Genomic DNA, 20,525 nt, shown 5'->3' on the forward strand with positions numbered 1-20,525 from the left:
TTATGTTGAATAATTTGTCTATTGAATTGCTCAAGGCAAAACGAACCAAATCCTTCTTCATTATCATACTAGTTATGGGAGTCGGATTTGCTTGGGCAATTGCAGCCGCTACACGTTACCTAAGTAATCCAGACATGCACCAGATTAACCTAATTTTCTATATGATAAAAGAAGTAAATGGCTTGATTCTCCCTATCGTGATTGCTCTCTTTGTATCCCGGATTGTCAAGAACGAGAAGGAGGGCAACACTTTCAAACTGCTTTTGGCAAATGGTGAAAATGTACGGCATATCTTTCTGAGTAAGCTTGGCCTGACTATGTTCGTTTTGACCTTTCTCGCTATTTTGGAGGGAGTAGTAGTCCAGTTGATTGCAAACTTTTCTGGTCTAGAAATGCCTGTTAGCCTAATCCTCTGGCAAATCGTCATTTTCTTGCTAGCATCTTTTGTCTTAACCTGTCTGTTTTTGACTTTGCAGTTTTTACTGAAAAAGCAGGCATTGATAATGGCATTAGGGATTTTCGGAGGATTTCTTGGAGTTGGATTTGGTCATGCAACAGCTTTTCTACAGCTGATTTTCCCATTTGGTGGTATAGCATATCTGTCTCTGGTGGATTACCAGAAAGTCGCCAGTCAAGTGAGTTATGTTTTGGCGACAAACCTAGGATTTAAACTCTTTACATATTTGCCAATAGCCCTAATCTATCTCTTCTTATCTCTCTATCTAGTTGAAAAGAAAGGAGGCAAGCTATGATGTCTTATCTATCAGTAGAATGGCGGAAAACCCAAAAATTTTCCATGTTGATGATTGGTATTTTCTTCTTAGCTTTTTGTAGCCTGATTGGTCTTGGTATTTACTTAGGTGCAGCTTATTCTATGGTTGCAGAAAGTGAAAAAGTGCCTGTTTTATGGGGACAATTGACCTTCTATTATAGCCAGCTTTTCTTTCCGATTTTGGTCAGCATTTATGTAGCCATGATGTTAGGAAAAGAGTTTGATAGGAAAAATATTGAATTTCTCAGAGCTAATAATGTCAGTCTTGGGAAATTATTGTTGGCAAAAGAAATAGTAATTATCTTGTTTATTGCTGTTTTACAGTTGTTCTTGTTTGGTATTTTTTATGTCAGTGCTCACCTAATTCATTTAGAAATTTCTAATTTGTTCACCTACCTTAAGTGGGATTTATTGGGGATTTTTGGAACAATTAGTATGATGGCAGTACAGTTTTTTGTGACAGCTAAAACTCGTGTTTTTAGTAAATCTGTGGGAATTGGTTCTATTGGTACTTTCGTAGGATTCATGATGATTTTTGTATCAGATAAATTATCTTTAATCTATCCCTACTCCCAAGCTATGGTGGCAATGCGGTCACGGAATTTGATAGACTTTAATTTAGTGGAAATTTTGCTGTTTATCATTGTAAATATTCTTCTGTGGGGTATTTTTCATACATTGAGTAATAAAGAATTGCATAAGTAATGCGAAGACTCTCCGGAGTCTTTTTTATTTGAAAAAAACACCTATTCAGGAAAATAGGTGTGAATGATGTTATTTATATCCATATTGTTTTAGTGCGTTATTATATGCTTCGCTATCTTTAAGATAGTAGTCGTGCTTAACTCCACTAATATCAACAGAAAAGACCCCATCTTTAAATGAATATTCTTCTGTTCGACTTGCAATATTTTGTCCAGTTAATTCGATCGTATTCTTTTTTTTGTTAATGATAAAACTATCGGCTTCTCCATGCTCTATGGAAGCATTATCTCCTTTAATAGTAAACGCCAACTCGTTTCTTTCACTTGAGATCCAATAATACTCACCATCTAAAGATTGGTGGTTGTTTTTTGAGCAAGCAATTAAAGTAATTATTGATAATGAAAGCAGTAATATACCTACTAATTTTCTCATAATCTTTGCCTCCTTTTATAATATTACTATACCAAAATAATGTTACAAAACTGTATTAATGTCTGTTATAATGGAAATTTCAAATAATGTCCATTATAACAGACATTAGTAAATTATAGAAAAAGATCTATATTTGGCTATAGTTTTACTAAATCTCTACGACTATAGATTAAAAATGTATACACTTCTATTTTACAAGTTCAACTTAAGAAAATCCCAATTACAACCATTTAACAAGTAATATAAAAAGAGTTCAATTGTCAATCCCTTTTTTAGATAAAGAAAATAATAATGGTGCTAATTAGGATTAATACCTAAATAAGTTTTAATTTTCTTTTCAAGAAAATCAATATGTTGGTTAATTTCAGTTTGTTGCTTATGAAGTTCATCAAGTTGAAAAAATAGTAGTCTAAGTCGTTGAGGAATTGTGGAGTCTCCTTTATATCTTAGGTCAGCGTATTCTTGCATATTTTTAATAGACATTCCCGTCTTTTTTAATCTAATAATGAATTGAGCCCACGCTATATCAGAGTCATCATAGTATCTACGATTATTTTCTTCTCTGTGTGAGTAAATCAATTTTTCTTGCTCATAGTATCGAAGTGTGGGAATAGGAAGTCCAGTTTTTTTAGCAAATTCTCCAATAGAATAGTAAGCCATAATATTTCCCCCCTTTATTTTTTATTATTTTAGCATAATTTTTAAAAAATTAAAAAATTTTCAGTTTTCTCTTGACATAAAGTGCGCTTTACTATGTAAAATACATAGTATCAAAGGAATTTGATATAAAGCTAGGAGAGGAGGTAATACCATATAGACGAAAAATTGGTTTGAAGGAATAGAGAGCTCCAAAGGGGCTTAGTGATAAGGCTGTCAAGAACCTTGATGGGAGCAGCGACTCTTATAAAAAATGCAAATAGCAATCTGTAAAGGAGAAAATAGTATGGAACAAACGAAGAATTATACTTGTATTACTGGAGCCAGTGCTGGTATAGGAGCGGAGACAGCAAGACAATTTGCAAAATTAGGAACGAATCTTATTTTAATTGCTCGGCGTCAAGAACGACTAGAAAAATTGAAGCAAGAGATTTTGAACCATTATCCGGATTTAGATGTTGTTATTAAAGTTGTTGATTTATCGAAGTCCAGTAATATTTTTGCTCTTTATGAAAGCTTGAAAAAATATCACATTACTACGCTAATAAATAATGCTGGTTTTGGAAATTATGATAAGGTTGAATCTCAAGATTTAGAAAAGATAATAACATTAATCCATCTAAACATTGAAGCTTTAACAATTCTATCAACTCTATATGTGAGAGATTATAAAGATTGTAAAGGCGCTCAATTGATTAACTTATCATCTAGAGGCGGATACATGATGGTTCCAAATGCAGTTACATACTGTGCAAGTAAATTTTATGTCAGTGCTTTTACAGAAGGCTTGGCATTGGAACTAGAGGCAAATCAACATCAATTAAAAGCTAAGGTTTTAGCTCCAGCTGCCACAAAAACGGAATTCGGTCAAGTTGCTACAGATTCTAAAGAATATGATTATGATGAGCATTTTGCTAAATATCACACAAGTGAAGAGATGGCACAATTTTTGATGGAATTATATCAAAGTGACAAAGTTGTTGGTTTAGTTGATGTTACAAATTTTGAATTTCATCTTAGCGGACCACTACTTAATTATTAATTATTTTAATAAATAGATATAATATGTATTGAATAATAATAGTTGTAGCCATTTTATGACAAGAAAAAAGCTTCTGAAATGTTAGATTTCAGAAGCTTTTTGTCTATCTATTATGATTTAAACCTTGGTAAGTTATAATTTTCTGTGATATTTAGGATATTTAAAAATATAGAAGTATTTTTGTAGACTAATTTACAATTTTTCCAGTATTTTACCAAGTAGTTCTTCTAACTTTCTTAAATCTCCATAGACTGTTCCGTCCATATAAAGATTGTAAACCTCGTCATCTTGCTCAACACGTATTTGTGCAGAATATCCTTTTGACAGTGCTAAGGAACGAATAACTTCTCGTTGAGTTCGTCCATTACCTTCTCGGAAGGGATGGAAATAATTAAGATTATCAAGAATTTTTGCTAATTGTTTAATAATCCCATCTTTTGAATTAGCAGTTTGATAATAGGTATGAATAAGGCGGTTTATATATACTTGGGCAGTACTGAAAGATTGTATTGACATAAAAGGATTCCCATTTTTTGAGATATTCACCTTGCGAAATTGCCCCGCCCAAGCATAGACATCTTGAAATAAATATTTATGAATGGCTAAAATATCACTAATGGAATATACTTCAATGGTTTTCAAGCGCAAGTCTGCAAGCCTTTTAGTAACGAATAAATGCTCATTCCGATAGGCTTCTTCAATATTTGTAATATTTTGTTTGTTGATTAAGACTGTAGAATTTGGATAGGTATATTGGTGATTGGGGTCAATGTACTCATAGCCTTCGTATTGATTTTTAACCAATATTCAATTCCTTTCGTTTGTTGATAACATAAGTTTTTAAATCAATCACATCTTGAACAGTAGGTTCATAATTTTCAATCATTGATGACCCAATAGCATACCAGACAGTATCAAAATCTGAAAAGTTATCAAAGGGAATTCCTAAAATTGTTAATTCTTCTTTATTCACATCAAGAGTCATGGCACACCTCCTTATATAGAGTTATCCTTATTATACCATAAAATCGGTATTTTCACCTAAAGGATAGAGAGCAAAAGATATATGTAAGCGTATAGATTAATACTTACAGAACTAAAAATATTCCCCTGTTTTTAACCCAACTGAAAACCCATACTTTCCAAACCAAATGTTACTATTTGTAAGTAAAAGAACAAATAACAAAAAGAGGAGCTTCACACTAAAGTTCCTCTTCTTTTAAATATCCGAATCATTATTTTTATTTCAAAAAAGGTAGTGAAAAAGGTAGTGATTCGATTGATTTATATTGCAATGTAGTGAAATTTGAAATTTCAAAAATTGCTTAAAATCAAGGTTTTTAACGTCTATTGACGTGTAGTGAACCCCTATTTCACTTCTGTAAACACAACGTGTTTGCGAAGTTTTGGTGAGTATTTCTTCAATTGAAGACGGTCTGGAGTGTTACGTTTGTTTTTAGAAGTAAGGTACAAGCGTTCACCAGATTCTTTGTGTTCAAGTGTAATATTTACGCGCATGGTATCTCCCTTCTATTATTCAGCTGATGCAGCTTTTGCGATCTTACGTCCTTTGTAGTATCCTTTAAGTGATACACGGTGTGAACGTGAGTAATCTCCAGTAGTTTCGTCAAAGTTTACAGATGGAGCTGTTACTTTGTAGTGTGTACGACGTTTGTTTTTCTTCGCTTTTGAAGTGCGACGTGCAGGTACTGCCATTTTGATTTCTCCTTTTAAGATATAAATTCAGTTAGGTTTGATTTTCATCAACTTTAATAGTATATCAAAACTTTTTTGTAAAGTAAAGTTACTTGACAAAAAAAGATAAAAAAATTTTCCTATCCAATCTTTTGGATAGGAAAATAGATTAAATATCAATCTCGAAGGGTTCATCAATGGTTTCTGAGACGTATTTCCCGTCTTTTTTTCGTTGTTTGACGCATTCGGTGAGAAGATATTCAATTTGCCCGTTGACTGATCGGAAGTCATCTTCTGCCCATGATGCGAGTGCAGCATATAACTTATTCGAGAGTCGAAGGGGAATTTGCTTTTTTTTAGCTTCTGCCATTTCTAATAAAGGCTTCCTGTATTGACAATTGGTTGTGCATCATGATTGCCACAGAGAACGACTAGGAGATTTGAAACCATGGCTGCTTTACGCTCTTCATCTAGTTCAACCAACTCTCCTTCATTGAGACGTTCCAATGCCATTTCAACCATTCCTACAGCGCCGTCTACAATCATCTTACGTGCATCGATAATAGCAGATGCTTGTTGACGTTGAAGCATGACAGCTGCAATTTCTGGTGCATAAGCTAGGTAAGTAATACGTGCTTCAAGAATTTCCAAACCAGCGTCCTCTACGCGACTTTGAATCTCTTCACGAATACGTTTAGCTACAATCTCACTAGAACCGCGGAGGCTTCCTTCATCGGCTTGCCCATCACCTGTAGTATCCACATTCGGAGACACATCGTAAGGATAAATGCGGACAATATTACGGAGGGCGCTATCACACTGCAATGAAAGATATTCTTTATAGTTATCTACGTTGAAGACTGCTTTGGCTGTATCGACAACTCTCCAAGTTACCGCGATGCCGATTTCAACAGGGTTACCTAAACAATCGTTAATCTTTTGACGAGAATTGCTCAAGGTCATAACTTTGAGAGAAATCTGTTTCTTGCCAATTTCAATGTTTACATCATTGCCATTGGATGATTTCATTCCTGAAAAAGGAGATTTTGTGCTAACATCGCCACTTTGTCCGAGTCGAGTGTGAATTGCAGGATTGACCGCTATGCTAAAAGGATTTACAAAGTAAAAACCTGGTTCTTTAATGGTACCTGTATAGTTACCAAAGAGGGTCAAAACCAGAGCTTCCTGAGGTTTGACAACTTTTAAACCAGCATGAGCTAGAGCTGAACTTAATATTAATAAAAGCCCGATAATAATTCCAAAAATGTTTTCTGAACCAGCACCAATGATAAATATAAAGAAACCAAGTACGAGTGCCAACTCAATGAGAATCAATGCTACTACACCATTTGGTTTTGAATTGATTAGTTTTTCAGTCATCAGAATGACCTCCTATATTTGATATCTAAATGATATCACTTTAATGTTAAATGTCAATAAAAAAATGCAATCTTTTTAAGAAGATTTCAATGTATTGAATTTTCTGAAAATTCAAGAATTTTCTTCTGTTCATTGCTTTTAAAATGTGCTATAATGGTAAAAACTGAAATGGGAGGGAACTTAATGACAGAATTAGATAAACGTCACCGTAGCAGCATCTATGACAGCATGGTGAAATCACCAAACCGTGCTATGATGCGTGCGACTGGTATGACAGATAAAGACTTTGAAACACCGATTGTGGGGGTCATTTCGACTTGGGCAGAAAATACACCATGTAATATCCACTTGCATGACTTTGGGAAATTGGCTAAAGAAGGTGTCAAATCTGCTGGTGCTTGGCCGGTTCAATTTGGAACCATTACGGTAGCAGATGGGATTGCCATGGGGACGCCTGGTATGCGCTTCTCTCTAACGTCACGTGATATCATTGCGGACTCTATCGAAGCTGCTATGGGCGGTCACAACGTGGATGCCTTTGTGGCTATCGGTGGTTGTGACAAGAACATGCCTGGTTCTATGATTGCCATTGCCAATATGGATATCCCTGCTATTTTCGCCTACGGTGGTACGATTGCCCCTGGAAAACTAGATGGTAAAGACATCGACTTGGTTTCTGTATTTGAAGGTATCGGAAAATGGAACCACGGTGATATGACAGCTGAGGACGTGAAACGTCTGGAATGTAATGCCTGCCCTGGCCCTGGTGGTTGTGGTGGTATGTATACTGCCAATACTATGGCGACTGCTATCGAAGTTTTGGGGATGAGCTTGCCAGGTTCTTCTTCTCACCCAGCAGAATCTGCTGATAAGAAAGAAGACATCGAAGCAGCTGGACGTGCTGTGGTTAAAATGCTTGAACTTGGTATCAAACCGTCTGATATCTTGACTCGTGAAGCCTTTGAAGATGCTATTACTGTTACTATGGCTCTCGGTGGCTCTACAAACGCTACTCTTCACTTGCTCGCCATTGCCCACGCAGCTAATGTTGACTTGTCGCTCGAGGACTTCAATACCATCCAAGAACGTGTCCCTCACTTAGCCGATTTGAAACCTTCTGGTCAGTATGTCTTCCAAGACCTCTACGAAGTTGGTGGTGTGCCTGCAGTTATGAAGTACTTGTTGGCAAATGGATTCCTTCACGGAGACCGTATCACATGTACTGGTAAGACTGTCGCTGAAAACTTAGCTGATTTTGCAGACCTCACACCAGGTCAAAAAGTCATCATGCCACTTGAAAATCCTAAACGTGCAGACGGTCCGCTTATCATCTTGAACGGTAATCTTGCTCCTGACGGTGCAGTTGCCAAGGTATCCGGTGTTAAAGTTCGTCGTCACGTTGGACCAGCTAAGGTCTTTGACTCAGAGGAAGATGCTATCCAAGCTGTCTTGTCAGATGAAATCGTTGATGGCGACGTTGTCGTTGTTCGTTTCGTCGGACCTAAGGGTGGTCCTGGTATGCCTGAGATGCTGTCCCTTTCTTCTATGATTGTTGGTAAAGGTCAAGGAGACAAGGTTGCCCTCTTGACAGACGGACGCTTCTCTGGTGGTACTTATGGACTGGTTGTTGGACATATCGCTCCTGAAGCTCAGGATGGTGGACCAATTGCCTACCTTCGTACAGGAGATATCGTCACTGTCGACCAAGATACTAAAGAAATTTCTATGGCCGTATCCGAAGAAGAACTTGAAAAACGTAAGGCAGAAACAACCTTGCCACCACTCTATAGCCGTGGTGTCCTTGGTAAGTACGCCCACACCGTATCTTCTGCATCCCGTGGTGCCGTTACAGACTTCTGGAATATGGAACAATCTGGAAAAAAATAACTAGAAAAATAAGCAGTCACTAAAGGACTGCTTTTTCTAATCCTTTGTCTTATCTCGTGAAATGTGATAAGATAATTGCTCTAACTATGATTATGAAGGAGAAACAATGTTTTCACAAAATACAGGGATTATGCTCTACGTAGATGATGTAGCAGCTGAGAGAAACTTTTGGTCTGCTATCGGTTTTGAAGTTTTTAATCAATCAGAAATTATGGGTTTTGAAACTTTTGAAATGAAACCTCACACGGACAGTACACTGAATTTTACTGTCTACGCCAAAGACTTTATTCGTCAGGTATCGCCAGAGGTAGTTGATATGAAACCTAGCCTACTCTTTGAATCAGCGGACCTTTGCAGTCTTCACGAGCGCATAGCTGCAGTAACTGATACCACCAGTCCGATCAGTACTCAACCTTTCCCTAACTTTAACTTTGCAAATCCAAGTGGACACTATTTCGCAGTTAGAGGAATCTAATAACAAAACAGCTCTCTGTTTATTAGCAGAGAGCTCTTGTATTTTAGCGTGGTGGTAGACCAAGCGCTATGCGACCATAGCGACTGATTCGCGTAATCTTCCAAGCAGGTGACCAGGTAACTTCAACCCTGACATCTTCAATCCCTTCAATCTGTTTTAAACCTGCAACGATTTCGATGGGTAAACTTTCTGCACAGTCACAGGCAGTATCGGTGAAGGTCATGACAATTGTACAAAGACCAGCCTCGTCCAAATGAATCTCGTAAATCAAGCCAAGATTATAGACATCTAATTCCACATCTGTATCGTAAACTTTTTCTAGCTTGTCAATGATTTGTTCTCCTAATGCTAGAGCACGATCATTGATTTTGATATCTTCTCTCATTGCATTCCCTCCATTTTGTAAACTGCACCTATTTTCTCATAATTCTGACAATTTGGCAAGTTTTTCCCAATCAAAACTGGATTCGCTATAAAAACGAAAGCATAGAGATTGCCATAGTTGGTCCAAACTGCCCAGAGAGCTAACAACCTAGAGCAAGAGGATATTGGCATAGGTTAGAGAATGATTGAGCTTCTAAGAAATACTTTCTAAAAAGAAAAAGTAGAGAACAGTCATCTCTACTTTTTAAATATTATTTTGACTTCACAGGCTTATCTGCCAAGGCCTTGATAGGTGATGCTATCGTTTCTGCGTAGAGCTTAGCTCCCTCTTCTAGTTTGGTATTATCACTTCCAAAGTGAACCTGGTCCGTTCCTTTCCAGATGTCTGGATGATCTTTAGACACCTGATTCCAGTCTGCAACCTCAATGTAAGGATACTTTTGGGCTACTTCACGCACATAGCTAGCATACTGTTCTACATAAGGCTGAGTTGCTTGAGTTTTGTCCCCTTCATAAGGTGTCACAAGTACAAGCTGATGGCCCTTAGGTAGATTTGTTATCAAAGAATCAATATCAGCCTTATAATCCTCAGGGTTATTCACTCCAGTAGCAATAACGACTATTTTAGGGAGGACTTTATTCTGACTGTGGTTGAGCATAATAGCATTGGCTTGCTTGGTATTTCTGCTTACTTGACCATCTGTCTGAGCGTCTGGTAGAACCTCTTTTAGTCCAGGTGTTGCACGCAAGGTTACAGAATCTCCGATGATGGATACACCATCGGCAATATTGTAGCGAATTGCTTCTGCTTGATCCGCCATGGTTTTTGTACGGGTGATATTGGTTTGAGCTTGATTGAGACCATTTACCATCAAATCCGTTTCAAAAGCACCGACTTGAGGAGCAATAAGCATCACAATCAGTGTCAGTAAGCTAAGGAAACCAACGCTACCCGCAAAAATTGGTTGAATATGCGGAATTTCTTTTACCTTTTGCAATAAGCTACTGTTCTTCCCTGCAATGAAAGGTTCAATCACATAGAAAGAAAGGCTTGCAAAGAGATAAGAGAAGATAGTGGTGAGAATCACTGCTGGTAGATTGCTCATCAACTGAGAGAAAATGATATAAAACGGCCAGTGGAAAAGATAGACGGCATAGCTAGTGTCAGCTAAGAAGCTAATCACCTTTGGTTCTTCAATCGTCGGAGTTTTCTCATGCAAAAGTCGTGCTGCAACGATCATCAGAAGAGCAGCTAAACTTGCTAACAAGAAGCCAAGCAAGTAGGCAAAGAGATAATTGAATTTCACGAAGAAGGTCAATAAGAGTAAAACCCCGAGACCAGCTGAAAAAACTAACAAGGTCTGTTTCAAGTCCAAGGTTTGATTCAAACGTTTGAGAAGAGGTGTCGTATGACGGACCCCTATCAAGGTAGCTAGGACACTACCTAGGAAGAACGGATAAACATGAGTTAGACTTGAAAAGTAAAGCGTTGAGTAGGAAGAAACAATAAAGCTACCAATAAACATTGAAAGGAAGCTAACAACAAAGGTAGTTGAAGATAGTAGAAAAACCATTCCCCGTAGTTGCCCACCTGTTTTGGCTTGCTTAGACATGAGCCAAACTGCCAAGCCCCACAAGATATAGTAATGAACTTCAACTGCTAAACTCCAGTTATGAACAAAGAGATGAGGAATGAACTGAGATTCATAACTTCCCCCTGTTAACATTTCATAGAAGTTGGTCATAAAACCAAGGACACCAGCAATCTGACCACCAATCCCTGCTATATAATCCTGCCGAACCAAGAAAGTAAAGGGCATAACGACAAGGATCATCAAGACAACTGGTGGAAAAATCCGATAGAAACGTCTCCTGAAAAATCCTAGGATATCAATCTTCCCTTTTTGTCCAAATTCTTCTAACAGGAGTGACGTAATTAGGAAACCTGAGAAGGTGAAGAAGACGTCAACCCCGAAGAAACCTCCTGGAAAAACCGTCTGAAAGAAATGGTACAAGAGTACCAAGAGTAAGCCTGTAATCCTGATCAAGGAAAACCATTTAATACGCATACGAGTTTATTCTCCGTTCATTAGAGTAGTAAAAAAACCATCTAATGTTCATTCCATATTACCTTTATTTTATCAAAAAAAGAAGAAAAATCCTAAGAGAAAACTTAGGATTTGAGCTTTAGATTGATAATCTTAGAAATTACGACCTGATTTATTGTAGCCATATTTTTCAACAAAATGCTCACGGAATTCCAAGAGATTGTCATCCATAATAGCCTGACGAACCTGCTTCATAAGATTGAGCAAGAAGTAGAGATTATGGTAACTGGTCAAGCGGATACCAAAGGTTTCATCAGCCTTGAGCAAGTGACGAAGGTAGGCACGGGTGTAGTTCTTACATGTGTAGCAATCGCACTCAGGATCAAGTGGTGTAAAGTCCTCCGCAAACTGGGCATTCTTGACAACCAAACGTCCTTGGCTAGTCATACAAGTACCGTTACGAGCGATACGAGTCGGCAAGACACAGTCAAACATATCGACCCCACGAATAACCCCATCAATCAAGCTATCTGGCGCTCCCACTCCCATCAAGTAGCGAGGTTTATTTTCAGGAAGGAGTTGAGTGGTGAAGTCCAAAACTGCGTTCATCTCTTCATGAGTTTCTCCAACTGCCAACCCTCCGATAGAGTATCCTGGGAAGTCCATGCTGACAAGGTCCTGAGCTGACTGACGGCGAAGATCTTCAAATCCTGCACCTTGTACAATCCCAAACAAACCTTGGTCATGTGGACGACAATGAGCTTTTAATCCACGCTCTGCCCAACGGCTGGTACGTTCGATTGACTTCTTCACATAATCATAAGGTTGGTAGAACTGAGGGCATTCATCAAAGGACATCATGATATCTGAGCCCAGATTGTTCTGGATAGAAATAGCTTTTTCAGGTGATAGAAACATTTTAGAGCCATTGAGGTGGTTTTTGAAAGTCACACCTTCCTCTGTAATATTACGACTATCTGCTAGGGAATAGACTTGGAAACCACCACTATCTGTCAAGATAGGCTGATCCCAGTTCATGAACTTATGAAGCCCACCTGCTCGAGCAATGAGTTCATCTCCAGGACGTAGCCACAAGTGATAGGTATTAGATAGGATAATCCCTGACCCCATCTCTTTCAATTCTTCTGGCGATTGGGTTTTAACAGTTGCTTGTGTCCCAACCGGCATAAACATAGGAGTTGGGAAAGTTCCATGTGGCGTGATAATCTCACCCAGACGAGCTCCCGTGTGTTTTTCTTTCTTAATCAAACGATATTTGATTGGTGAATCTGACATTTTTTACCTCCGAAGCTGGGAAAGACAGTCCCAGTTCTTACTTTGTGCCCAAGGGCATACTGTATGATTCTATCAAAAAAAACAGGAACTGTCACGAACTATGGTATAATGAAAGAATGAAATACCCAAAAATTGATTTAAAAGAAGTTCGTCAACAAGCTAAACAGTTTCAAGCCAAACATCCTCGTCTATTGCTTGTCTTTTTATTACCAAGCATTTTCCTGATTCTATCCAGCTTTATAAGTCCATTATCCCTACTTGATGAGGGGATTCTTGAGCAATCCTTCTTTACTTTTTTGATGAGCTTGATCCAGTCCTCACTCTTTCCTCTAGCAGTCGGATTTACAAGTTCTATTATCCTAGCTGGTGCTCTGTTTACAACCATTAATCTTTACAGAATTTCCGAGATAGAGCTTTCCTTTAAAGATAGCCTGTCCTTACTTGACAATCGCTTCTTCACCCAGACCTTTCTGACTCTCTTGCTCAAGCGTTTCTATCTCTTTTTGTGGAGCATCCCTAATCTTTTTGGTGTCTACTTGCTCTTTTATAGCAGTGCCATGGCTCGTAAATTTGTAGAACTTCATCCCGAATTTCCAGCCGTAGACGTCACCAATTCAGATATCGAACATTTTCTGCTCACTTTTGCACTCTACTTCTTTGGTAGCGTCTTTCTGATGATTTTGGGAACCATTGCCTATCTGCCGCAATACTACGCTTATTCCCAAGTAGAGCTTCTCCTATGTGATACCCTTGCAATTGGAATTGCCAAGCCAAGTCGTGTACTCAAGACCAGTCGCTTCCTTATGAAAGGCTATAAGTTCCAACGCTTCGTACTTGATTTACAGCTACTTCCTTGGTATCTCCTTATCTGGATTAGCTTCGGAATTGCGAGCATCCCTACTTTCCCTTATATCTATAGTAGCCAATTCTTCTTTTATCAAAGATTACTCGAAATCAAGCGGAGAAAAGTTTAATGTGAATGATTAAAACCAGCACCTTCAATAGAAAGTGCTGGTTGTTTTTATCTCAAGAAAAGGATACTCAAGAGTGCTAAGATTGCTGGACCACCTTGCTTGAGAATGATTTTTTTATCTGCTGTTAAGGCACCATAAGTCGCTGCTCCTATGACAAATAAAACAAAGATTGTTACGATTTCTAAGCTATGTGAGAAATAAATTCCGTAAATAAGAAATACCCCAATCAAGGCATTATAAATTCCTTGGTTTTTGAAAAGTGAGGTTACAGATGGTCGAGTCAACTCTTCCATTTCCATATTAAAGACTCGACTGGTGGCGTCTGATTGGGTTGCCATACTCTCCAAATAAAAGATATAAAAATGTTCGAGGGCAACAAGTGTTGCTAAAATAGTCGTAATAATTGACATCGTTTTCTCCTTAAAATTCTATTTTTTCTAGACCTGACACTAGCTTGGTCAGTAAAGTCGTCAGCTCTTTCTGCTCAGCAGGCGATAAGATGCTCTCCATCTGTTCCTTCACTTTCAAGTGATGTTTAGGCGGATTGACCAAGAGTTGATTCTTGGCTTCTTGAGTTAATTCAACTAAGACTTCTCGTTGATTAAGCGGATTACGTTTGCGACTGACATAGTTTTCTGTCTCTAAAATCTTGAAATGACGGGTCAAAGCTGCCTGGTCAATCTGTAATTTCTCCTGAACGGCAATTTGGTTACATGGTGACTGTTGCAGTAAAAACTGCAGGATTTGATAGCGGGTCAAACTAATTCCCAATTGTTTCTCAAAAAGTTGAGTGATGGTCTGATCTGTTAAATGGAGCTGGTAAAGCAATTCATGCATTTTTAGTATTTTTCTCCTTTTGTAAGCATTTGATTTATCAATTATTGACTCGTCAAGTATATTACAAGCAGAGTAAAAACGCAACTATTTTGCTCACGCCGAAAAAATAGCCTCTTGGTTTCAATTCCAAAAGACTATTACTTCTACATTCTAAATAAAATCAAGCCATTAGCCTACCAAGTCCGCTCGAAGGATTTCCCCCTCTTTATCGATGACAACTTCGATGGCATGGCCTGCAAAAATTTCCTCGCTATCATCATAGTAAAGGGTCAATTCCCCGTCTTCGTTAATCGATAGTTCACTCAAGGAAAGTGAGTTGGTAAAATACTCTTCTGTTAACTCCATATCATTTTCATCTGAATCAATCCAGTCTTGAGCTGTTTCCCACAGTTCTTTTACGATATAGTTTTTAATCTGAGCATCTTGAACTTGGAAAGATCCCATAAATTTCTTTAAATCATCGAAAGAACTTGGAGGAAGACTTTCATCTGCACCCGCATCAAACATAGCATGAATCTTACCGCCTTCATAGGTGATGAAGCCTTCAAACCAAGAATAGGCTCTGTTTAAGGTGAATTCGCCAAGAGCGTCTTGAATGATAACAGGTTTCTGGTAGGTTTCAATCAAGGTCTCTAACCTAGCGTCTGTGGATTGGTCATCTAAGTATTCCAGCAAGTGGTAGCAGTTGTTAGCCACTTCTGACATATAAGGCTCTAGCTCCATGAAGGGGCGTTTTTGACATTTGATACGATGAATTTTGTAGGATTCAAAACTAAACCCCCAATGCTTTTCTTCAAATTCTTCTGGGGTCAGGAGCCATTCCAAACGTCCCTCACGTTCAGAGAACTCCTGAGTTTCAACATTGACACTAGCTTTAAAATGAACGGACGGCATTAGACAACCATCTTTTAATGAAGCAGCCCCATTTACATTTTGGATGGTAAAAATCAAGAGTTCAACAATTTCTCCAGTAAATTCCTGTTCAAAATCATCTCTTGTTTTCTCAAATGGAGTTTTTAATCGGTTTGTCATCCTTATCATCCTTTCTCTCTATGCTTAAAATCGTTAGCACAACTTTGTATCCGCTTACATTATATCGTGTTTTAGATTTTATTTCACTTATAAAGTGTGTCATAACAAAAAAAGAAGCGGAAACTCAAGTTCCCAACTTCTTAATATTCTTAGTTCATAGATACGTGAACGTGGTCATAGTGGTTTTCTGTAACGCTTCCACGGTCTGGCATTGGATTCCAAGTGTAGGCTGGTCCGTATTTGCTATCGAATGGTGCATAGAAACGTTGTTTCCAGATGATGTAGCTGATGCCTCGGCTTGCCATATTTTGGATAGCATAATCTGCAATCTGGTCCCCAAGAGCTGAGCTTACTGGAACCATAAAGTCAATGGCAAGTCCTTTTCCGTGGTCTCCACTATCTCCTGGACGGTAACCACTAAATGATGTGATTCCGAACAAGTTAGCTACTTCCTCTTTAAAGGCAGCCGTTTGTGGCTGAAGACCTGCATTTTCTGATTTTGAAGCTGCAATACTTGCATAATCAGGTGCTGCTGGTGCTGCATAAGTCGCTGATGAACCTTGGCTTGCTTCAGCTTGATAAGTTGATGGTGCTGATTGAGTCTCTGTTACAGTCTCTGTAACTGGTGCTTCTGTTGTAGTTGTTTCTTCCACTACAGGTGTTTCTGCTACCGGCTCTTCTACTGGTGCTGAAACTTCTGCAACGGCTCCTGTTGTTGTTTCTGCTGCAGATTCTTCCGTTGGTGTTGCAACTTCAGTAGTGGCTTCTACTACTGACTCTTCTACAGGTGCTACAACTTCTGTTGTTGCTTCTGCCACTGGCTCAGCTACAGTTGTTTCTGCAACTGGTTGAGTTAAATCTTCAACCTGTACAGTTTGGTCATCTACAGTGACTTGGTTGGTTGTCAAATCTGCTGTTGCAGTTGTACCTTCGCCACCTTGAACTGTATCAGGGGTTTGAATTTCAACCTCTGTCACTTCTTCTTTTTCATTGACAGTTGTTGTAAGGACTGTCTCAGGGAAGATCAAATCAATATTGCTGATCTTGTTCAAGTTAGCAAGAACGTTCACATCCACTCCCAAAGCTTCGGCAATGGTACTTAAGGTATCACCATACTGAATCGTATAGCTTGTTTTATTCTCACTCTTGGTAACATCGTTTTGAATTTGCTCAACACTACGCGCTGTCCACACTAATTCTTCTGCTTGAGTTGCCAATACAGGGGCAAGGGACAAGGCTACTGTTGATGCTAAAATAATTCTTTTCTTCATACTATCAAACTCCTTTTCAAATGTAGTACCTGTCTATCATAACACAAAGAAAATAGAAAAAAAGCCCTTTGGGGGCTATTTAACAGAACTGTACATTCGTTGTAACAAATCACATTACTTGAAATAGTTTGTTAGTTTCCTGTCATCAGGCTGACACATTCTTCTTGAAGAAAATTCTAGAAGGAAAGCGAGCTAATATCTTCTAAATGCTCTATCTGTTGATTACAAGTTGCAGGAGAGGCAAGAAAATTGATACTCTGAATCCCACTATTTTGAGCAAATTCGATATCCAAAGTCCGATCGCCGATATAATAAGTCTGCTGAGGATCTAGTTCATACTTATCTAGAAGATAAATCGCAGCTTCTGGACTAGGTTTCCGAGAAAAGCCACTTTGATTGGTTAAAATTTCTGTGAAATAGTGGGCCAAACCTAAATTTTCCAAAATTGTAAAAGCATTGTCCCCTTTGTGGGTATAAACAAACTGCTCAATTCCTTGCTGGTCTGCCCAAGCTAAGATTTCACGCGCCCCCGGCATCAGAACAACTTGAGCATTCTTCTCAGCCAAGCTCTGAGCACGAACCTGATTGAGCATATCAGCATCCAAGCCTCTTTCTTCTCCCACCTTTTCCAACAGATCTTGAACGGAAGTTTGTAGAATAAAGGCACGAACCTCAGCCTTATCATAAGGAATGTCAAACTGGGCAAAAGTCTCTTCGATTCCTGCTAAGATAGCCTCATAAGAGTCCAATAAAGTTCCATCTAAATCCCAGATAAATCCAATTTTTTTCATATGTCATCCTTTCAAAGAGATATATTGCTTATAACGATAGCGCAGGAAGAACCAGCGAAAACCATTGTCCAAAAGCGTTCCTGCCCAAATACCAGGCAAGCCCCAACCAAGAACAATTCCCATCAGGTAACCTGTCCCGATACGGATACACCACATTCCGATACTTGTCGCATAAAAGGGGAGGCGTGCATTCCCCAAACCCTGCCAGACAGCTGTATAAATGACTGTTCCCGTCGTCATAGGAGTCCCTAGTAGAGAGAACAGCGTCACCATAACACTGGCTTTAATGGCCGCAGGATCACTGGTGTAGAGGTGACTTAGAGGCGTTCCCAGAGCATAGATACTAAGTGTTAAGGGCAACATAAGAAAGAGAGAAAACCAAAAAGTTTGCTTACTTAAGTTGTCTACCCTTGCCCAATCATTCTCCCCTACTGCTCGTGCCACCTGCATGACTGTTGCTGTCGCAACACCGAAGGCAGGCATATAGTTGAACTGAGTCAAAACTTCACCGATCGCATTTCCCGCGACGGCCTCAGTTCCAAAGGAAACAACCAAGGCAATAATAACCACATCTCCAGCTCGCATCATGAGACGCTCTCCCGCTGCAGGTAAAGCCAAAGTCAGTAAGTCTTTGTCCAGTCCAAAGCTTGGTCTCGTATATGGAAGTTTTAATTGTGACCACAAAATCACAACTCCGATTAAACGAGATAGGATGGTCCCCCAAGCAACACCAGCTATGCCCATATCAAGAACAAAAATAGCTAGACTTGAAAAGAGAATATTCAGGGCATTGGATAAAAGACTTACATAGAGAGGAAGGCGCGGATTATGGGTGGCGCGAATCAAGGCTCCTAAACTAGTCATCAAGCCCAAGAGGACGATTGTCCCACCAACCAAAGCTAGGTATAGTCCACCACTCTCAGCTACAGACGCTTCTGTCCCCAAAAGGCCAATCATCTCTCGTCCTGCAAAGATAGACAAGCTCCCTAAAACTAAACTCAGTAGTAGGGTAATCTTGAGCGCTTCTGTCACATGGTAGGCTAGTCTAGACTGGTCCTTCTGCCCCAAACTTTTGGAAATGACGCTGGAAATAGCCGCTCCCAAAGCAATAAAAATAGCCTGATAAATGGTGATAATATTGCCCGCTACAGACACACCCGAAATGGCGATTAAACCTAGATGGGCTACCAGATAGCTATCTACCATCCCCATGAACATCTGTAAAAAATTTTCACCCATGGCTGGCAGGGCTATGTTGAGAATGTCTTTATATTTCTTAAACAATCCTTCCTCCTGATGAAAAGAAACTCAGTTAGTTTCCCAACCGAGTTTACTTCCTCTCTTTTAAAGTCCTAGATAAGATTCTACTGCAGTCTGCATCTCTGCTGCTGCAACAGTTGTCTTGTGACGAACTGGAGCTGTTTCGAGGCCATCAACTGCTGGTGGCACTGCTACTCCTGAAATTTCGTGTAATTGAGCCAAGGCTTCAAAGTCGCTAAGACCTGATTGTCCAGTTACAGCTTCCACCGCAACCACTGGGAATTTGTAAGGACTAGCTGTTGAAGCAATCACTGTCTTGGTCGCATCACCAGTCGCTGCTTGGTATTTTTTAAATACGGCTGAAGCAACTGCTGTATGAGGATCCTCGATATAAGAATCTGACTCGTAGACACGCTTGATTTCTGCTGCGGTTTCCGCTTCTGTCGCATACTCTGCCGCAAAAAGATCAAGAATCTCTGCATCAAAATCTGTCAACTTATATTGACCTTGAGTGTTCAAGGCATTCATAAGTTCAGCGGTCTTAACAGCATCATTTCCCAAAAGGTGGAAAATCAAACGCTCCAAGTTTGAAGAGACCAAGATATCCATAGACGGACTAGTGGTCACCTTAAACTCACGCTTCTTGTCATAGACACGAGTTTTGAAGAAGTCTGTCAAAACATTGTTGTCATTTGAAGCGCAGATCAGTTTCCCAACTGGCAAACCGATTTGCTTAGCGTAAAAGGCAGCCAAGATATTTCCAAAGTTTCCTGTCGGTACGGTGAAGTTGACCTTGTCACCAGCCACAATTTCGCCAGTTTTAACAAGCTGAGCGTAGGCATACACATAATAGACAATTTGTGGTACCAAACGGCCAATGTTCATAGAGTTGGCTGATGAGAACTGGAGCTTGTTAGCTACTAATTTTTCACGAAGAGCCACATCGTTGAACATATGCTTGACGTTGGTTTGAGCATCGTCAAAGTTTCCATCGATGGCAATGACATGAGTGTTGTCCCCAGTTTGAGTGGTCATTTGCAACTCTTGTACCTTGCTGACACCATCTTTTGGATAAAAGACGATAATTTCAGTTCCAGGAACATCCGCAAATCCTGCCATGGCAGCTTTCCCAGTGTCCCCAGATGTCGCTGTCAAGATGACAATCTTGTTTTCCAAGCCATGTTTCTTGGCAGCTGTTGTCATAAAGTATGGCAAGATAGACAAGGCCATATCCTTAAAGGCAATGGTTGAACCGTGGAAAAGTTCCAAGTTGTATTGGCCATCAAGTTTGACAAGAGGGGCAATGGCTGGTGTATCAAACTTGCTGTCATAGGCATTGGTGATACAGTAGTCCAACTCTTCTGCTGTAAAGTCATCCAAGAAAGCTGACAAGACCAGCTTAGCCACTTCTTGGTAAGAAGCATCTTTTAATGTATCAAAATCCAAATCTACCTTTGGATAACTAACTGGAGTAAACAAACCTCCATCTGTTGCCAAACCTTGCAAAATCGCTTGGCTGGCTGTTACGGTATTTTTCGCATCACGCGTTGATTGATAAACTAATGTCATAAATCTCTATCCTTTATC

At 39.3% G+C, this 20,525-nt stretch carries 24 protein-coding genes; 6 read left to right on the forward strand and 18 right to left on the reverse strand.

Going from position 1 to position 20,525, the window contains the following annotated elements; genetic code table 11:
• The first annotated feature begins 2 nt into the window (after nucleotides 1-2).
• Nucleotides 3-752 (forward strand): ABC transporter permease, encoded by a 750-nt coding sequence (locus ADH81_RS01650; RefSeq protein ID WP_029689695.1) that lies wholly within the window; start codon nucleotides 3-5, stop codon nucleotides 750-752.
• Nucleotides 749-1,477 carry an ABC transporter permease gene (locus ADH81_RS01655; protein ID WP_006149384.1) on the forward strand — a complete coding sequence of 243 codons (729 nt, stop codon included), beginning with the start codon at nucleotides 749-751 and terminating at the stop codon, nucleotides 1,475-1,477. Before ADH81_RS01650 ends, ADH81_RS01655 begins: the two co-directional genes overlap by 4 nt.
• 69 nt (nucleotides 1,478-1,546) lie before the next feature.
• Here the strand turns inward: ADH81_RS01655 and ADH81_RS01660 are convergent, their stop codons facing one another.
• The gene (locus ADH81_RS01660) at nucleotides 1,547-1,909 is read right to left on the reverse strand and encodes a hypothetical protein (protein ID WP_049526032.1); all 363 of its coding nucleotides are present in this window, start codon (nucleotides 1,907-1,909) and stop codon (nucleotides 1,547-1,549) included.
• A gap of 297 nt (nucleotides 1,910-2,206) precedes the next feature.
• Nucleotides 2,207-2,569, reverse strand: coding sequence for a MerR family transcriptional regulator (locus ADH81_RS01665; RefSeq protein WP_000332322.1), 363 nt, complete (start codon nucleotides 2,567-2,569; stop codon nucleotides 2,207-2,209).
• Nucleotides 2,570-2,852: 283 nt separating this feature from the next.
• Here ADH81_RS01665 and ADH81_RS01670 point away from each other — a divergent pair, with 283 nt between their 5' ends.
• Nucleotides 2,853-3,608 carry an SDR family NAD(P)-dependent oxidoreductase gene (locus ADH81_RS01670; RefSeq protein WP_049526034.1) on the forward strand — a complete coding sequence of 252 codons (756 nt, stop codon included), beginning with the start codon at nucleotides 2,853-2,855 and terminating at the stop codon, nucleotides 3,606-3,608.
• A gap of 192 nt (nucleotides 3,609-3,800) precedes the next feature.
• Here ADH81_RS01670 and ADH81_RS01675 read toward each other — a convergent pair whose 3' ends face one another.
• The 6 genes from ADH81_RS01675 to ADH81_RS01700 all read right to left on the reverse strand — a co-directional run bounded on the left by ADH81_RS01675 (nucleotide 3,801) and on the right by ADH81_RS01700 (nucleotide 6,683).
• Entirely contained in the window at nucleotides 3,801-4,412 is a 612-nt protein-coding gene (locus ADH81_RS01675) for a Fic/DOC family protein (protein WP_000240414.1), read from the reverse strand.
• Nucleotides 4,405-4,593 carry a hypothetical protein gene (locus ADH81_RS01680; RefSeq protein WP_000171299.1) on the reverse strand — a complete coding sequence of 63 codons (189 nt, stop codon included), beginning with the start codon at nucleotides 4,591-4,593 and terminating at the stop codon, nucleotides 4,405-4,407. Before ADH81_RS01680 ends, ADH81_RS01675 begins: the two co-directional genes overlap by 8 nt.
• A gap of 383 nt (nucleotides 4,594-4,976) precedes the next feature.
• Nucleotides 4,977-5,126: a 50S ribosomal protein L33 gene (gene rpmG / locus ADH81_RS01685; protein WP_001265622.1), complete on the reverse strand. Its 150-nt coding sequence runs from the start codon at nucleotides 5,124-5,126 to the stop codon at nucleotides 4,977-4,979.
• 15 nt (nucleotides 5,127-5,141) lie between these two features.
• Complete coding sequence (gene rpmF, locus ADH81_RS01690) at nucleotides 5,142-5,324, reverse strand: 50S ribosomal protein L32 (RefSeq protein WP_000290417.1); 183 nt, start codon at nucleotides 5,322-5,324, stop codon at nucleotides 5,142-5,144.
• Nucleotides 5,325-5,472: 148 nt separating this feature from the next.
• On the reverse strand, nucleotides 5,473-5,673 hold the full coding sequence (locus ADH81_RS01695; protein ID WP_000796543.1) for a PTS ascorbate transporter subunit IIC: 201 nt from the start codon (nucleotides 5,671-5,673) through the stop codon (nucleotides 5,473-5,475).
• Between the two features lie 2 nt (nucleotides 5,674-5,675).
• Nucleotides 5,676-6,683, reverse strand: coding sequence for an SPFH domain-containing protein (locus tag ADH81_RS01700; protein ID WP_049526036.1), 1,008 nt, complete (start codon nucleotides 6,681-6,683; stop codon nucleotides 5,676-5,678).
• Between the two features lie 183 nt (nucleotides 6,684-6,866).
• On the opposite strand from ADH81_RS01700, the gene ilvD reads away from it, so the two are divergent.
• Both ilvD and ADH81_RS01710 read left to right on the forward strand, forming a co-directional pair.
• Nucleotides 6,867-8,570 (forward strand): dihydroxy-acid dehydratase, encoded by a 1,704-nt coding sequence (ilvD, locus tag ADH81_RS01705; protein ID WP_049526068.1) that lies wholly within the window; start codon nucleotides 6,867-6,869, stop codon nucleotides 8,568-8,570.
• A 106-nt stretch (nucleotides 8,571-8,676) separates the two neighbouring features.
• Entirely contained in the window at nucleotides 8,677-9,045 is a 369-nt protein-coding gene (locus ADH81_RS01710) for a glyoxalase (RefSeq protein WP_049526037.1), read from the forward strand.
• 43 nt (nucleotides 9,046-9,088) lie between these two features.
• Here ADH81_RS01710 and ADH81_RS01715 read toward each other — a convergent pair whose 3' ends face one another.
• The 3 genes from ADH81_RS01715 to tgt all read right to left on the reverse strand — a co-directional run bounded on the left by ADH81_RS01715 (nucleotide 9,089) and on the right by tgt (nucleotide 12,773).
• Nucleotides 9,089-9,430: a metal-sulfur cluster assembly factor gene (locus ADH81_RS01715; RefSeq protein WP_049526039.1), complete on the reverse strand. Its 342-nt coding sequence runs from the start codon at nucleotides 9,428-9,430 to the stop codon at nucleotides 9,089-9,091.
• A 250-nt stretch (nucleotides 9,431-9,680) separates the two neighbouring features.
• Nucleotides 9,681-11,498 carry an acyltransferase family protein gene (locus ADH81_RS01720; protein WP_049526041.1) on the reverse strand — a complete coding sequence of 606 codons (1,818 nt, stop codon included), beginning with the start codon at nucleotides 11,496-11,498 and terminating at the stop codon, nucleotides 9,681-9,683.
• 132 nt (nucleotides 11,499-11,630) lie between these two features.
• Complete coding sequence (tgt, locus tag ADH81_RS01725) at nucleotides 11,631-12,773, reverse strand: tRNA guanosine(34) transglycosylase Tgt (protein WP_049526042.1); 1,143 nt, start codon at nucleotides 12,771-12,773, stop codon at nucleotides 11,631-11,633.
• A gap of 116 nt (nucleotides 12,774-12,889) precedes the next feature.
• Between tgt and ADH81_RS01730 the strand changes: the two genes are divergently transcribed.
• A complete protein-coding gene (locus ADH81_RS01730; protein WP_049526043.1) occupies nucleotides 12,890-13,747 on the forward strand; it encodes a DUF975 family protein in 858 nt (285 codons plus the stop codon).
• A 47-nt stretch (nucleotides 13,748-13,794) separates the two neighbouring features.
• Here the strand turns inward: ADH81_RS01730 and ADH81_RS01735 are convergent, their stop codons facing one another.
• From ADH81_RS01735 to thrC, 7 genes are all read right to left on the reverse strand, one after another.
• A complete protein-coding gene (locus ADH81_RS01735) occupies nucleotides 13,795-14,157 on the reverse strand; it encodes a DUF1304 domain-containing protein (protein ID WP_049526046.1) in 363 nt (120 codons plus the stop codon).
• A gap of 10 nt (nucleotides 14,158-14,167) precedes the next feature.
• Nucleotides 14,168-14,584, reverse strand: coding sequence for a MarR family winged helix-turn-helix transcriptional regulator (locus tag ADH81_RS01740; RefSeq protein ID WP_414716798.1), 417 nt, complete (start codon nucleotides 14,582-14,584; stop codon nucleotides 14,168-14,170).
• Nucleotides 14,585-14,752: 168 nt separating this feature from the next.
• Complete coding sequence (locus tag ADH81_RS01745; protein WP_049526048.1) at nucleotides 14,753-15,616, reverse strand: DUF2262 domain-containing protein; 864 nt, start codon at nucleotides 15,614-15,616, stop codon at nucleotides 14,753-14,755.
• 149 nt (nucleotides 15,617-15,765) lie between these two features.
• Entirely contained in the window at nucleotides 15,766-16,887 is a 1,122-nt protein-coding gene (locus tag ADH81_RS01750) for a LysM peptidoglycan-binding domain-containing protein (RefSeq protein ID WP_049526050.1), read from the reverse strand.
• A gap of 176 nt (nucleotides 16,888-17,063) precedes the next feature.
• Complete coding sequence (locus ADH81_RS01755) at nucleotides 17,064-17,678, reverse strand: HAD-IA family hydrolase (RefSeq protein ID WP_049526052.1); 615 nt, start codon at nucleotides 17,676-17,678, stop codon at nucleotides 17,064-17,066.
• Nucleotides 17,679-17,681: 3 nt separating this feature from the next.
• A complete protein-coding gene (locus ADH81_RS01760) occupies nucleotides 17,682-18,962 on the reverse strand; it encodes an MATE family efflux transporter (protein ID WP_049526054.1) in 1,281 nt (426 codons plus the stop codon).
• A 60-nt stretch (nucleotides 18,963-19,022) separates the two neighbouring features.
• On the reverse strand, nucleotides 19,023-20,507 hold the full coding sequence (gene thrC / locus ADH81_RS01765; protein ID WP_049526055.1) for a threonine synthase: 1,485 nt from the start codon (nucleotides 20,505-20,507) through the stop codon (nucleotides 19,023-19,025).
• Nucleotides 20,508-20,525 lie beyond the last annotated feature (18 nt).

This window comes from Streptococcus pseudopneumoniae, from assembly GCF_001072925.1.
In the GTDB taxonomy this organism is placed as follows: Bacteria; Bacillota; Bacilli; order Lactobacillales; family Streptococcaceae; genus Streptococcus; species Streptococcus pseudopneumoniae_Q.